12 protein-coding genes are annotated in these 13,660 nt (G+C 60.6%); 5 read left to right on the top strand and 7 right to left on the bottom strand.

Annotated elements, in window-relative coordinates; all coding sequences use genetic code 11:
- Positions 1 to 5: 5 nt before the first annotated feature.
- Positions 6 to 1,586, bottom strand: a complete 1,581-nt coding sequence (locus IFT99_RS16815) for a rhodanese-related sulfurtransferase (RefSeq protein ID WP_192133698.1) — start codon at positions 1,584 to 1,586, stop codon at positions 6 to 8.
- On the bottom strand, positions 1,583 to 2,191 hold the full coding sequence (locus IFT99_RS16810; RefSeq protein ID WP_192133696.1) for a cysteine dioxygenase family protein: 609 nt from the start codon (positions 2,189 to 2,191) through the stop codon (positions 1,583 to 1,585). The genes IFT99_RS16815 and IFT99_RS16810 overlap by 4 nt, the downstream gene beginning before the upstream one ends.
- A 211-nt stretch (positions 2,192 to 2,402) precedes the next feature.
- Between IFT99_RS16810 and IFT99_RS16805 the strand changes: the two genes are divergently transcribed.
- Positions 2,403 to 3,308 (top strand): LysR family transcriptional regulator, encoded by a 906-nt coding sequence (locus tag IFT99_RS16805; RefSeq protein WP_192133694.1) that lies wholly within the window; start codon positions 2,403 to 2,405, stop codon positions 3,306 to 3,308.
- A gap of 32 nt (positions 3,309 to 3,340) precedes the next feature.
- On the opposite strand, the gene IFT99_RS16800 is transcribed toward IFT99_RS16805, so the two are convergent.
- On the bottom strand, positions 3,341 to 4,240 hold the full coding sequence (locus tag IFT99_RS16800; RefSeq protein WP_192134041.1) for a LysR family transcriptional regulator: 900 nt from the start codon (positions 4,238 to 4,240) through the stop codon (positions 3,341 to 3,343).
- Positions 4,241 to 4,350: 110 nt separating this feature from the next.
- Between IFT99_RS16800 and IFT99_RS16795 the strand changes: the two genes are divergently transcribed.
- The 4 genes from IFT99_RS16795 to IFT99_RS26490 all read left to right on the top strand — a co-directional run bounded on the left by IFT99_RS16795 (position 4,351) and on the right by IFT99_RS26490 (position 8,352).
- Positions 4,351 to 5,526 carry a saccharopine dehydrogenase family protein gene (locus IFT99_RS16795; RefSeq protein ID WP_192133692.1) on the top strand — a complete coding sequence of 392 codons (1,176 nt, stop codon included), beginning with the start codon at positions 4,351 to 4,353 and terminating at the stop codon, positions 5,524 to 5,526.
- 96 nt (positions 5,527 to 5,622) lie between these two features.
- The gene (locus tag IFT99_RS16790) at positions 5,623 to 6,621 is read left to right on the top strand and encodes an NAD(P)H-quinone oxidoreductase (RefSeq protein ID WP_192133690.1); all 999 of its coding nucleotides are present in this window, start codon (positions 5,623 to 5,625) and stop codon (positions 6,619 to 6,621) included.
- Positions 6,622 to 6,894: 273 nt separating this feature from the next.
- Entirely contained in the window at positions 6,895 to 7,056 is a 162-nt protein-coding gene (locus IFT99_RS16785) for a hypothetical protein (RefSeq protein WP_192133688.1), read from the top strand.
- 147 nt (positions 7,057 to 7,203) lie between these two features.
- Positions 7,204 to 8,352, top strand: a complete 1,149-nt coding sequence (locus IFT99_RS26490) for a calcium-binding protein (protein ID WP_192133686.1) — start codon at positions 7,204 to 7,206, stop codon at positions 8,350 to 8,352.
- A 115-nt stretch (positions 8,353 to 8,467) separates the two neighbouring features.
- Here the strand turns inward: IFT99_RS26490 and IFT99_RS16775 are convergent, their stop codons facing one another.
- The 4 genes from IFT99_RS16775 to IFT99_RS16760 form a co-directional block, all read right to left on the bottom strand.
- The gene (locus IFT99_RS16775) at positions 8,468 to 9,556 is read right to left on the bottom strand and encodes an LLM class flavin-dependent oxidoreductase (RefSeq protein ID WP_192133684.1); all 1,089 of its coding nucleotides are present in this window, start codon (positions 9,554 to 9,556) and stop codon (positions 8,468 to 8,470) included.
- Between the two features lie 667 nt (positions 9,557 to 10,223).
- Positions 10,224 to 10,634, bottom strand: coding sequence for a PA2817 family protein (locus IFT99_RS16770; RefSeq protein ID WP_065993096.1), 411 nt, complete (start codon positions 10,632 to 10,634; stop codon positions 10,224 to 10,226).
- A gap of 64 nt (positions 10,635 to 10,698) precedes the next feature.
- On the bottom strand, positions 10,699 to 10,902 hold the full coding sequence (locus tag IFT99_RS16765; RefSeq protein ID WP_074888180.1) for a hypothetical protein: 204 nt from the start codon (positions 10,900 to 10,902) through the stop codon (positions 10,699 to 10,701).
- Between the two features lie 199 nt (positions 10,903 to 11,101).
- Positions 11,102 to 13,546 (bottom strand): acyl-CoA dehydrogenase, encoded by a 2,445-nt coding sequence (locus IFT99_RS16760; protein WP_192133683.1) that lies wholly within the window; start codon positions 13,544 to 13,546, stop codon positions 11,102 to 11,104.
- Positions 13,547 to 13,660: the final 114 nt, after the last annotated feature.

The raw sequence follows: 13,660 nt of genomic DNA, 5'->3' as shown, positions 1-13,660 counted from the left end.
GTGGCTCAGATCACATAAAACCCGTGGGTCCCGTCGCGGCTCAATTGCTCGACCAGTCCATACTCCCAGTCCAGATACGCCTGCATCGCCTCACGCGGCGCATCGGTGCCTTCATAAGGCCGGCGATAGCGATCAATACGCGGAGACGCCAGATGGCTCTCGTCGTGCTCAAGCTGGAAACCCGCCGCCACCCAACTCGCAGTGCCGTCCTTCAGCACAAACACCGGCTTGCCGGTCAGCGCTTCGACCTCGGACACCGCCAGGCGCGCGAGTTTGCTGCTACCACAGGTCAGCACGTAACGCTCGGCGGCAGGGATGTTCTGCAGCGCGCTGGCAAGGTCGGCTCGCAGCGTCCACCAGGCCCCCGGAATATGCTGCTTGACGTAGTGGGCGCTGGCAGTGAAATCCAGCACCACCACGCCACCGTCCTCGCGCCACTCACGCAACGTTTCAGCGCTGATCTCCTCAACCTGGGGCGCGGGTGGATTCGGCGCGTTCCAGGCGCCTTTTTCGCTGAAATCCTCAGGAACCAGATCGTCCACCACGAACACCTCCCAGCCCAATTGCGCCAGCCACGAAGCAGACATATTGGCGCGCACGCCGTCGTCATCCAGCAACACGATTCGTGCGCCGCGCACGCTCGCGTAATGGTCAGTCTCCTGCACCAGCTGGCCGCCGGGCGTTGAGCGCGCACCCAACACATGCCCGGCTTCGAACTCTTCCGGGGTGCGCACATCGAACAGGTACGTCGTGCGCGTAGTTTCTGCCTGCCAGCCCGGCAGATCCGCGCGGCTGCCGCGTTTCACCCGTGCCTTATCCGCCACGTTGCGCGCATCCGCCCGAGCGACTTCCCGGGTTGCATCACTGACCGGCGGGAAGCGCAGGGATTTCCCATGGTCCAGGGTCTGGCCGGCCAACAGCCAGCCAATCGTGCCATTGCGCAGGGCGGAAATCGGGTTGGGCAGGCCTGCATTCACCAGCGACTGCGTGCCAATGATGCTGCGCGTACGACCGGCGCAGTTGACGATGATTCGGGTCTTGGGATCGGGTGCCAGTTCGCGCGCGCGCAGCACCAGTTCGGCGCCGGGCACACTGACCCCGGTGGGAATGCTCATCGTCTGGTACTCATCGAACCGCCGCGCATCCAGTACCACCACGTCGGCCTTGGCGTCGAGCAACTGCTTGACCTCTTCGGCGGCCAGCGAAGGCGTCTGGCGATGGTGCTCCACCAGTTCGCCAAACGCCTTGCTCGGCACATTGACGTCGATGAACACCTCGCCGCCGGCGTCGCGCCAGCCCTGCAATCCGTCTTCAAGCAGCTTGACGTCGCTGTAACCCAGGCCCAGAAAGCGCTGTAAGGCGCGTTCGGCCAGACCCTCGCCGTTGTCGTACACCGTCACGGCGGTGTCGCGACGGGGGATGCGCGCGAGCACTTCCAGTTCCAGCTTCGACAAAGGGATGTTGGCGGCGAACAGCGGATGAGCTTCGGCGAAGGGAGCTTCTTCGCGGACATCGACCAGCGCGACTTCTTCATGGGCGAGCAGGGCGCGGCGGATGTCGGCGCAGGAACGGGTGTTATGGCTCATTGGGCTTGGTTCTCTTCGGACAGATCCCAGATGTTCGGGAGCAAGGCGTTGGAATAACCCGAGATGAACAGCTTTTCGCTGCCATCGGGCTGGTAAACGGCGCGCTTCACGGCGCCAATGTTGGCACCGTAGACATGAATGCTGACCGACACCTGATCGTCGAAGGCATTCCTGACCTGATGAATGTCGTTGCTGCGCGGCGACAAGGCCTCGACATGGCCGGGGTCCAGGCGGATCGCCGGGCCTTCCTGTTCCAATCGGCCATCGGCGCTGCGGGCGAACCCCTGGGAATACTCAGCGCCGCGCAGCATGCCGATCAAGCCCCAGACGCGGTGGTCGTGAATCGGCGTGCTCTGGCCCGGTCCCCAGACAAAGCTGACGACCGAAAACCGCTGCCGTGAGTCGGCGTGCAACAGAAACTGTTGATAGCGCAGCGGATCGGGAGCGGCGAACTCATCCGGCAGCCAGTCGTCATAACGGACCAGTTGCCCCAGCAGCTTGCCACCCCGGGAAAGCAGGTCTCCTTCCCCCGGATGGCTGTCGATCAGCTCGGCCAGCGCGCCGATAAACGCCCTGAGTCGTTCAGGGTGTCGGATGTGGGTCATGTCGGCTCCGGACACAGAAGAATGCTTAATATAAGCATAATTAAGCCGCCTAATATGCGATTCATTGATGATTAGGTTATAACCAAAACGTAGCTGATAACTGACTCACAGGTTGCTGGCCGTTCTGTGACTAAACAGAGGCTATCCACAGCCTTCTGTGGCGATTATGATTTTTGCCTATCTTGTTTCCCTTATTCCATGTGCGATCCGAATGAAAATTGATGACATCGATGCTTTCGTGGCGGTCATTCGCTGCCAGTCAATCAGCCATGCCGCTGAATCCCTGGACCTGACCCAGCCGGCCATCACGCGCCGGGTGCAGAATTTCGAGCAGGCACTGGGCGTCGAGTTGTTCGACCGTAATACCAAGCCGCTCAAGCCCACGGCAATGGGCAATCAGGTCTATCAGAAATGCCTGGCGATCCTGCGGGAAATGGACTCGTTACGCGAACTCGTTGCCAGCGACACGCCGCCCACCGGATTGCTCAGACTGGGCGTGCCGCAAACCATCGGCGACGTCGTGCTGCTGGATGCACTGAAACACCTGCGCGGCCAATTTCCCGACCTGCGCGCCCAAGTGATTACCGGCTGGGGCAGCCACCTGATTGGCAAAATCGAGAACGGCGAACTGGACGCAGCGGCGGCGCTGTTCCCTGCGGGCAAGATATTCCCCGAAGGCATCGTTGGCGAGTCCATCGGCAAGATGGAGCTGGTGGTGGTCTGCGCCAAGAGCGCGCTGCCGAAAAAGCCGGTGAAACTGGCCGACTGCTACGCGCAGGGCTGGGTGCTCAACCCCGACGGCTGCGGTTTCCGTGCCGGGCTGCAACGGACGCTGGCTGACCAGGGGTTGAGCCTGAAGGTCAATCTGGAAACCTTCGGCACCGAGCTGCAACTGGGGCTCGTCGCCGACGGCATGGGCCTGGGTCTTGTGCCGCGTCAATTGCTGGAGCGCAGCGTTCATCGCGATTCACTGGCGGTCATGCCGCTCAAGGATTTCAAGCCGGTGATGGATCTGTGGCTGATCTACCCGCGCTTCCTCGGCAACTTGCAGGCGCCGGTGGCGTCCTTCGGTCGTGTGGTGGCGCAAGCGCTGGAGCAGGAGCGGGATGCGGCTTGAGGGCTGTGACGGTTTCGGCCTGAAGGAGACAGTCAGCGGTCCGCCCGATCCCGCAGGGCTTCCAGAAGCAAACGAAAAGCCGGTTTGTGTTGGCGCCGGCTTGGGTAGTAGAGGTGATACCCGGTGACGGTCTCAGTCCAGTCCTCCAGCAACCGCACCAGGCGACCTTGTGCCAGATCCTGCTCAACCAGGTGCTCCGGGAAGTAACCCAGTCCGGCACCCGCCCTGACAAAATCACGCATGAGCCAGATGTTGTTACTCACCAGATGCCCGTCGGCGCGTACTTTGATTTCTCTCCCGTTTTTGGCGAAAGGCCAAGCCCACAATCCTCCCGAGGTGGGCTGGCGCAGGTTGATACAGGCGTGCTCGGTCAGGTCCTGTGGCGTCAGTGGTTTAGCGCGGTGTTCCAGATAGGCGGGGGCGGCCACCAAGGCCATGCGAAAATCCCCGCCGATGGGCAGGCTGATCATGTCCTGAGCCAGCTGTGCGCCCAGGCGGATACCGGCATCGAAGCGCTCGGCGACGATGTCCACCAAGGCGTAGCTGTCGTTGATCTCAACCTTGATGCCTGGATAGTCGGTCATCAATTGCAGCGCAGCCGGTGCAAGCACCAGATGGGTTGCGTGCTCCAGAGAGGTGATGCGCAGACTGCCGGCCGGCGTTCCGCTGAGTTCGCTCAGCTCGTTCAGCCCTGACTCGATCCCGTCAAAATGCGGCCCGATGCGGTCGATCAAGCGCGCCCCGGCTTCGGTCGGCGCGACGCTGCGGGTACTGCGTGTCAGGAGTTGCACGCCCAGGCGCGATTCCAGTTTGGTAATGGTGCGGCTCAGCGCAGGTTGGGAAACGCCAAGCTGCGCCGCCGCTTTGGTAAAACTGCCTTCACGGGCGACCCGCAGGAGGGCCACCAGATCAGTTACGGTGTCGCGCACAATTAATGCTCTGCGGTTATAGGTCTATTCCAACCATACCATCTAATCATTTGTAGGAAGGATGGCTAGAGTGTCGCCTTCGCTTCGCGGCGCTTTCAGGAATCATCTTTTCCATGAGTAAACAAACATTCGATGTGATCATTTTCGGCGCCACGGGTTACACCGGTCGGCTGGTCGCTGAATACCTCTTCGCTCAATGCGGCGTTGACGGCCCTGTTAAGTGGGCAATTGCCGGTCGCAGCTTGAGCAAGCTGGAAGCCATTCGGGACAGTTGGGCAAACGCCGCAGCGCTGCCGCTGATCGTGGCCGATGCCCGGGACCGTGCGTCCGTGCGCGACATGGTCGCCACGACCCGGGTGGTGATCACCACCGCAGGGCCGTTTTCGGTCTACGGCTCTGACCTGGTGGCCGCCTGCGCCGAGTCGGGGACGGACTACGTTGACCTCTCCGGGGAGATCCCCTGGATTGCCCGGATGATCGGCAGCCATCAGGCCCAAGCCCAGGCATCGGGCGCGCGACTGGTGTTCTCCTGTGGTTTCGATTCGGTGCCGTTCGACCTCGGCGTATGGTTCACCCAGCAGCAGGTCATGAAGAAGTTCGCTCGCTACGCACCTCGGATCAGGGGGCGGGTGCGCAAGATGCAAGGCGTGCTGTCGGGTGGCACGTTCCTGAGTGTCGACGCTGTGGTTGCAGCGGCGGCGCAGGATCCTGCTCTCGGTGAACTGGTGGCCGATCCATTTGCCTACACACCAGGATTCAGAGGCGTCGAGCAACCTGATGATCAGACCCCTTACAGGGATGAACTGGCGCAGACCTGGGTCGGGCCTTTCATCATGTCGGGCATCAATTCCAAGGCGGTGCATCGCACAAACTTGCTGGAAGGGCACCTGTGGGGCACGTCCTTTCAGTACGACGAAATGCTGATGCTCAGTGCGCAGCCGAGCGACGACGATGAGCCTGGTCTGGCGGGCTTCTCCTTTAATGAGGGCGGTCATCCTCAACCGGGGCAAGGACCGACACAGAATGAGCTTGAGGCGGGCTTTTATGACGTGCTGTTCATCGCTGAACTGGCCGATGGTCAGGTGCTCAAGGCATCCGTGAGTTGCGACGAGGACCCGGGCTACCTGTCGACATCCAAGATGTTGGCCGAGTCAGCGATGGCGCTGGCGTTCGATGTAACACGTGAGGAGACCCCGGGCGGTTGCTGGACGCCCGCGGCGGCGCTGAATGAAGCGCTGCTCAAGCGCCTGACGGAGAAAGCCGGGCTGAGGTTTACCGTCGAGGGTTGATTCGATGGGCCGCTAAAAAGGCTGAATGTCTTTGACGTTCAGCTTTCAGAGTCTTTAGCTCTCTCAACAATTAGCCTAGTCAACAAAAGGTGTCCCATGAATGTGCCAAACCGCATGAACTACATCGAGATCACCGAACCCGGTGGCCCCGAAGTATTGAAGATAATGCAGGCCGATGTGCCAACGCCGGGTGATCATGAGTTGCTGATCCGGGTTCACGCCGCCGGCATCAATCGTCCTGATGTCATACAGCGTTCTGGCAAGTACCCGATGAAACCCGGCATGACCCCTGTGCCCGGGCTGGAAGTGGCCGGTGAGGTCGTCGCGGTTGGCGCAAAGGTGGCCGACTTCAAGCTGGGCGACAAGGTATGTGCGCTGACCAATGGCGGTGGTTACGCCGAATACTGCGTTGTGGCAGCGACTCAATCACTACCTGTCCCGGACGGCGTGGACATGATTCAGGCCACCGCCATTCCGGAAACATTCTTCACCGTATGGGCCAATCTGTTCGAATTGGGCCAGGCCCGAAAGGGCGGCACCGTGTTGATCCATGGCGGCACCAGCGGCATCGGCACTACTGCGCTCATGCTGTGCAAGGCCTTGGGGATCAAGGCTTTTGCAACGGCCGGCAGCCAGGAAAAGTGCGACCGGATCCGCGCACTGGGTGGCGAAGCGATCAATTACCGCGAGGTGGACTTCGCTGAGGAGATCGCGCGGCAAACCCAGGACAAGGGCGTAGACGTGATTCTCGACATCATGGGCGGAAGCTATTTCGAGAACAACGTGGCGTCACTTGCACGACGTGGTCGACTGGTCGTTATCGGTTTTCTGGGCGGCAGCTCCGTCAAGGACTTCAATCTGCTGGCGTTGATGGAAAAGCAAGGCTCGGTGACAGGGTCGATGATGCGTTCGCGTAGCGCGGAGGAAAAAGCCGAGATTGCTCGCGCCGTACATACCAATGTCTGGCCGTTGCTCAAGCAAGGCGAGTGCCTGCCTATCATTGACCGGATTTTTCCTCTCGCCGACGCAGCACAAGCGCATCAGCGAATGGAACAGGGTGACCATGTCGGCAAAATCGTGCTGAAGGTGGTGTGAACGTGAATCGCCCGGTGCGTGTCATTGACTGCCCCGCCGGGCGTTGTTCATTTTTTGTTTGAGGTGCCATGGTTGGCTTGGGGCGACCGGCTTCTCTATACGCCTCAAGCTCCATGAAGAGCGACTGCGCTGGCCTCAAGCATCTTATGAAGGCCCGCAGAGCCTTTGCTCACGGAAAGTCGATACTGGCCACTGCTGGCCCGCGAACCAACTGCCCTTTTGCCTATCACAGCTGTTGCCGCCCACTCTGGCGGCAGCTCAGGGAGCGTTTCAATGGCAGATCAACAAAAGGTTTTCTGGTACGGCACCGCGGGTAAGGATGAATTTTTCAGTTCCTTCGACCTCAATGTTATCTACGGCGGTGCTGGCGACGATTACATCGAGGGTCGAGGTGACAGCGTACTGATCGGCGGGGCTGGTTCGGACAGTTTCTAAGCCTATGGAAACGCCGTACTGCGCTATGCGTCCATCAGCGACAGTAGCGGCCCGCATGTCGATTACATCGATTATTTCGATAAGGCTGATCGCCTGGACCTGACCGCGCTGGGCATTTCCGGCATTGGCGACGGCACACACGGAACCGTGCAGATCGTCAGCAATACAGATGACGGCTATTATCGGACGATCCTTAGAAGCTACGATGTCGATGAAAGCGGCAACCGGTTCGAGCTGCTCCTGAGTGGCGATTCCACCCTGACCAACGCCAACTTCCAGCGCCTGATTGCCGGCAGCGATTCGAGCGACAGCGTTGTCGGCACCTCGGCTGGCGCAGAAACCCTGATGGGCTACGAGGGTCGCGATACCTTGTCTGGCCTGGCCGGCGATGATCGTCTGGTGGGCGGCGGGGGCGGCGATACCCTGACTGGCGGCACCGGCGCCGACGAGTTCGTATTCAGTTCCGTGTCCGACAGCATCCGCACTTCGACAGGTTCTGCGCACACTGCCGGTCGGGATCTGGTCACTGATTTCAATGCAGCTGAGGGCGACCTCGTGGATGTGTCCAGCCTGGGGTTCAGCGGCCTGGGCAATGGCTTCAATGGCACTCTGAAGGTCGTCGTCAATGGCGCAGGTACGCAGACAGCCTTGAAGTCGCTGGAAGCCGATGCTGACGGCAATCAGTTTGAAATCCTGTTCAGCGGCAATCTCAGGGCCGACCTGAATCGCGACACGGTGGATTTCGGCAACACCAGCGGGCCCAAGATCGTCAATACGATGACCCGCGATAACATGGATGTGCTCGGCACCGGCGGCAATGACGTCTTGGCCGGCGGCGTGGGCGATGATCAGATGGTGGGTTTTCAGGGCAACGACATCATAAACGGGGGCGCTGGTAACGACGTCATGGCCGGTGGCATGGGCAAGGACACACTCACCGGTGGCAGCGGCCTTGATGACTTCGTTTATTACCGCATGACCGACAGCTATCGCACGGCGGACGCCAGTCATTCGGACCTTATCACCGACTTTGAAAGCGGAGACCGTCTGTTCATTCTCGATCTGGGGTTCGACCGCACGGGCGATGGACGAAATGGCACCTTGAAGCTCGACTACGACGAAGACCAGGACCGGACCTACCTGCGCTCCTTCGAAGCCGATGCAGACGGGCGTTTCTTCCAGATCGCACTGAACGGCAACCACACAAGCGTTCCGGTCCTTTATGACGGCCTTTATCTGGACGAACCGCTGATTTCCATTGTCGGCATCAATCCAGCCGAGCCTGCGCCTGTGTAACCTGTTTGCCCGACGACAGTTCAATAGGGCGGCGTCTTATCCGGCGCGTATTCAGCAGACCGGGGCCTGCTGAATACGCGGGGCGTTAGCGGGAATCGAGAGCCACGGCCGCCGTTCACGCGACCTTTTCGTTCTTCTCCTGCTCGCGCCGGGCGACCAGTTCGCGCGTCAGCGGGATCAGCTTTTTGCCGTAATCGACCGCATCTTCTAGCGGATCAAAACCTCGAATCAGGAACGTCGTGATCCCCAGGTCGTAATAATCCAGCAGCGCCTCGGCCACTTGCTCTGCGGTACCCACCAACGAGGTGGAGTTGCCTTTCGCGCCGAGCAGTCCGGCAATGCCGGTCCACAAGCGTTTGTCCAGACGCGCACCTTGGGCCGCGGCTTCCAGCAAACGCCGCGAGCCTTCATTCGGCGGCTCACGTCGCTCCAATCCCGACGCTTGGGCCAGCGCCTTCGCCCGCTCAAGAATATCGTCCGCACGCGCCCAGGCCTTTTCCTCCGTCTCCGCCAGAATCGGCCGTAACGACAAACTGAAACGTACTGTCCGGCCGTGTTTTGCGGCTTCGGCCCGCACTTGCTTGACGATGTCTCTTACTTGCTCGTAGGTCTCGCCCCACAGGGCATAGACATCGGCATGCTTACCGGCGACTTCCAGCGCAGCCTGAGAGGCACCCCCGAAATACAGCGGAATGTGAGGCTGCTGCGGCGACTTGACCAACGAATGAGCGCCCTCGAACCGGTAGTAATCACCCTGGTGATCGAACGGCTTGTCGGCCGTCCATTCCTGGCGCACCACGCCGAGGTACTCGTCCGTGCGGGCGTAACGCTCATCCTTGCCGATGAAACTGCCGTCAGCGCGCAGCTCCTGATCGTCCCCGCCGGTAATGATGTGCACCGCAATACGACCGCCAGTGAACACATCCAGCGTAGCGAATTGCCGAGCGGCGACGGTGGGGGAAATAAAGCCCGGACGATGGGCCACGAGAAACTTCAACGTACGCGTAACACTCGCCGCATAAGACGCCACGAACGCACTGTCCGGGCTGTTGGAATGGTAGGCGACCAGTGCCCGATCAAACCCCGCCTCTTCATGGGCTCGGGCGACTTTCTCCACGTACTCAGGCTGAACGGCCGGCCCGCTGCGGGGATGAATTTCCGATCCGGGCTGGGTAGCGATATAACCGATGAACTCGACGCTCATGACAACTCCTTGCACTGATGGGCCAACCGACGCGAGAGGACACGCGGGAGCAAGTCAGCAACATAGGGGCAAGCGAAGGGACTGTGAAATTCGATTTGGCGCTAAGCTAATTATAAAAAATATGCATTTAGCGGAAAGGTAAGATCAGGGAATCTTTTATAAAGTGGAAGTATCACTGCCAGTTCAGAGTGACGCGGAGCGCCAAGGGATGCATTCCCTCGCAGAGCGTGGGAACGATCAATTTGCGGCACCCGCACTGGCCTCCTCCTGGCTAAAGCCGGTCCTACAAAATGAGCGCAGTCAGTAGGACCGGCGACGCTCCCTGTAGGACCGGCTTTAGCCGGGAAGCCGTTGATCTGCTCCACGCTTTGATCTTCATACATAAATATCCCAGACACCGCTGAACGCGACTTGGGTGCAGGCCGAACGCAGACGACGCGCAGTGGGCCGAGCGGCATGGATGCCGCGAGAGCGCCGTCAGGACATGGATGTCCGTTCGGCGCGGGCCCACGGAGCGTCGTCGGAGTGAGGGTATCCCGACGGAGGAGGGACCTAGCCAGGAGCAAGCACCCTTGGTTACTTGGGGTGCTTTTCCAAGTAACTCGCCGAAGGCGAAACAGTACGCCCCCAGGCGGACGCTCTTGATGTTGATCCGGATAGCTTCAGATCAATGCTTGGACTCAGACTGCGACATCGCCAACAACTGCTTCTCCTGATTCCAGTCGAACGGCTCCTCGTTCTCCATCGCCTCAAACCGACGCTCCTCCAGCGCCGTATACAAATCAATCTCATCATCCGGCATGAAATGCAGACAATCGCCGGCGAAAAACCACAACAAATCCCGCGGCACCAAATGCGCAATCTGCGGATAACGCTGAATCACCTGACACAACAAATCCTGCCCCAGATACTGACTCTCGATCGGATCAGCCGGCAACAGCGTCAGCAACTCATCGTAACGCTCCAGAAACAGCGCATGACTTTCCTCGGGGACCTGCTCGGCCTCTCCCAGCGCGACCAGGATGCCGCGCAAATGCAACAGCTGATTCATGATGTGGTCGAGATTGGCGTCGGCCATGATGAAGCCCTCAGAGACAAAAACAGGCGCGGGAGTATAGATCCCCCCGCCGCCTGCGGCTATCTCAATGCCACAACCCGGCCAGATACCGATGGCCTGCCTCAGTGAGGGCCAGGTGGGCAAAAGTGCGGTCGGGACTGGGCAGACGGGTGACGAAGCCCATCATCAGAAGGGTTTGCAAGGTTTGTGTCGGCTTACCGCTGGAAAGATCCTCCCCCGAGGCAATTTCAGAGAGCAGGCAGCGATGGGTCAGGCGTTGGTCAATCATGGTGCGTCCCCTTGGGTTTTTCTTGTTGTTACCAAGGAGTGTAGGACAATTAGCCAGAGCAGTGTATGTAGACGTAAGTCGCGGGCTGCGATTTGTAGGAAGCGATTCGCTTGCCTGGGAAAGACGGCGCGTCAGCCAACGGTATGTTGCTGACACGCCGCGATCGCGAGCAAGCTCACGCCTACAGGGTACGCCGTGGTTAGCGTGTTTTGCCTTCGATGGCGACCAGCGCTTCCTTATCAAAATCATCCACGTCGATCACTTTGCGGCGTGCCGCCTCTGCCGCACGCAGGGTCTGCGCTTCCGCCGCCTGCAGCACGCCCGCATTGAGCGCGGCGTCGATCAGATGCTCACCCCCCGACGGCTTGACCTGACCGCTTTTCACCGCGTGATGGAGTTTGCTGCGGATAGCCTTGGCGCCGCTGAGCAAGTCGCTCGCGTGCTGCAATGCGCCGACCGGATCTTCTGCGTCAGTCGGGCGATAGCAACCGGCAAGCACTGATTCCAACGCCGGATCGCCTTTGGCGCGGCCAAGAATTTCCGCGACCTGGGCATCGAGCCTGTCCGAAGGCCCTTTGTGACGACGGCCGAACGGGAACACGATCACTCGCAGCAATCCACCGAGAATGCGGTTCGGGAAATTGCTCAGCAGCTCATCCAGCGCGCGCTCCGACTCACCCAGCGCTTCTTCCATGGACCAGCAAAACAGCGGCGCCAGCGCTTCGGGGTAATCCAGATCGTGGTAACGCTTGAGGGCGGCGGACGCCAGGTACATGTGGCTCAGCACATCACCCAGCCGCGCCGACAGACGCTCGCGGCGTTTCAGCTCGCCGCCCAGCAGCATCATGCTCAGATCAGCCAGCATCGCGAACGCCGCCGCCTGACGGTTCAGCGCGCGGAAATAACCTTGACTCAGCCGGTCGCCCGGCACGCTTTCGAAATACCCAAGGCCCAGGTTCAACACTAGCGTACTGGCCGCGTTACGCACGGCGAAACCAATGTGTTGCATTAGCAGGCCGTCGAATTCCACCACCGCCCGGTCATGATCCTGACGACCGGCGAGGGCCATTTCCTTCAGCACGAACGGATGGCAACGAATGGCGCCCTGACCAAAGATCATCAAGTTGCGCGAAAGAATGTTCGCGCCTTCCACGGTGATGAAGATCGGCGCGCCTTGCCACGAGCGACCCAGGTAATTGTTCGGGCCCATGATGATGCCCTTGCCGCCGTGCACATCCATCGCGTGAGTGATGCACTCACGGCCGCGCTCGGTCAGGTGGTATTTGAGGATCGCCGACAGCACCGAAGGCTTCTCGCCCAGGTCCACCGCGTTGGCAGTCAGGATGCGCGCGCTGTCCATCAGCCAGGCGTTGCCGCCGATGCGCGCGAGGGATTCCTGAATCCCTTCGAACGCTGCCAACGGTACGTTGAACTGCTCGCGCACCTGGGTGTACTGGCCGGTGACCAGGCTGGTGAACTTCGCAGCCCCGGTACCGACTGCAGGCAGAGAAATCGAACGCCCGACCGACAGGCAATTCATCAGCATCATCCAGCCTTTGCCGAGCATGGCCTGGCCGCCGATCAGGTACTCCAGCGGAATGAACACATCCTTGCCCGAGTTCGGGCCGTTCATGAACGCCGCGCCCAGTGGCACATGACGACGACCGATTTCCACACCGGCGGTGTCGGTTGGAATCAGCGCCAGGCTGATGCCCAAGTCTGTTTCGTCACCGAGCAGATGCTCAGGGTCGTAGGCCTTGAAGGCGAGGCCGAGCAGGGTGGCGACAGGGCCCAGGGTGATGTAGCGCTTTTCCCAGTTCAGGCGCAGGCCGATGACTTCCTCACCTTCCCACTGGCCCTTGCAGATGATCCCGGTGTCGGGCATCGCCCCTGCGTCGGAGCCGGCCAGCGGTCCGGTCAGGGCGAAGCACGGGATCTCGTCGCCTCGGGCCAGGCGTGGCAAGTAGTGATTCCGCTGCTCGTCGGTGCCGTAATGCAGCAGGAGCTCTGCCGGGCCCAGTGAATTGGGCACCATCACGGTGGAGGCCAGATCGCCGCTGCGGGTCGCCAGCTTCATCGCCACTTGCGAGTGGGCGTAGGCCGAGAAGCCTTTGCCGCCGTATTCCTTGGGAATGATCAAAGCGAAGAAGCCGTGCTCTTTTATATGCGCCCACGCTTCTGGCGGCAGGTCCATGGCCTGACCGATTTCCCAGTCGCTGACCATGGCGCAGAGTTCTTCGGTCGGGCCATCAAGGAACGCCTGCTCTTCGTCGGTCAGTTTGCTCTTTGGGTAGCTGAGCAGCGTGTTCCAGTCTGGACGGCCGCTGAACAGCTCGCCATCCCACCACACCGTGCCAGCGTCAATGGCGTCGCGCTCGGTGGCGGACATCGGCGGCAGCACTTTCTGAAACCACGAGAACATCGGCGCACTGAAGTGCTTGCGGCGCAGGTCCGGCAACGCCAGCAGCAACGCGACGCCCAGCCACAACACCCATGGAATGACCATCCAGCCATGGGCATGGCTGAACGCGCCCATTGCCAGCAGGTACACCGCGACGATGCCCAGGGCCGGGAAGGGTGCAACCCTGCGATGGGCCAGCCAGGCCACGCCAACCACCAACACTACGATCCACAGCAACAACATAAATAGCCCTCCATGATGACGGCGCGATAAGCGCAACCGGCTGCGCAGTCGACCGCTCTGGCCCGCGCATCGATAGTGACCCCGTGCTACCAAGGGAGTTCGGGGGCTGGCCGA

It is taken from the genome of Pseudomonas sp. CFBP 8772 (assembly GCF_014841665.1).
In the GTDB taxonomy this organism is placed as follows: domain Bacteria; phylum Pseudomonadota; class Gammaproteobacteria; order Pseudomonadales; family Pseudomonadaceae; genus Aquipseudomonas; species Aquipseudomonas graminis_B.
Note: the sequence above shows the minus strand (reverse complement) of the source record. Positions and strands in the feature narration are given on the sequence as shown.

Coding starts and splice junctions, on each gene's coding strand:
- IFT99_RS16815 (WP_192133698.1), bottom strand. CDS start 1,586: ATGAGCCATAACACCCGTTCCTGCGCCGACATCCGCCGCGCCCTGCTC.
- IFT99_RS16760 (WP_192133683.1), bottom strand. CDS start 13,546: ATGTTGTTGCTGTGGATCGTAGTGTTGGTGGTTGGCGTGGCCTGGCTG.
- IFT99_RS16770 (WP_065993096.1), bottom strand. CDS start 10,634: ATGGCCGACGCCAATCTCGACCACATCATGAATCAGCTGTTGCATTTG.
- IFT99_RS16810 (WP_192133696.1), bottom strand. CDS start 2,191: ATGACCCACATCCGACACCCTGAACGACTCAGGGCGTTTATCGGCGCG.
- IFT99_RS16775 (WP_192133684.1), bottom strand. CDS start 9,556: ATGAGCGTCGAGTTCATCGGTTATATCGCTACCCAGCCCGGATCGGAA.
- IFT99_RS16785 (WP_192133688.1), top strand. CDS start 6,895: ATGGCAGATCAACAAAAGGTTTTCTGGTACGGCACCGCGGGTAAGGAT.
- IFT99_RS16765 (WP_074888180.1), bottom strand. CDS start 10,902: ATGATTGACCAACGCCTGACCCATCGCTGCCTGCTCTCTGAAATTGCC.
- IFT99_RS16795 (WP_192133692.1), top strand. CDS start 4,351: ATGAGTAAACAAACATTCGATGTGATCATTTTCGGCGCCACGGGTTAC.
- IFT99_RS16790 (WP_192133690.1), top strand. CDS start 5,623: ATGAATGTGCCAAACCGCATGAACTACATCGAGATCACCGAACCCGGT.
- IFT99_RS16805 (WP_192133694.1), top strand. CDS start 2,403: ATGAAAATTGATGACATCGATGCTTTCGTGGCGGTCATTCGCTGCCAG.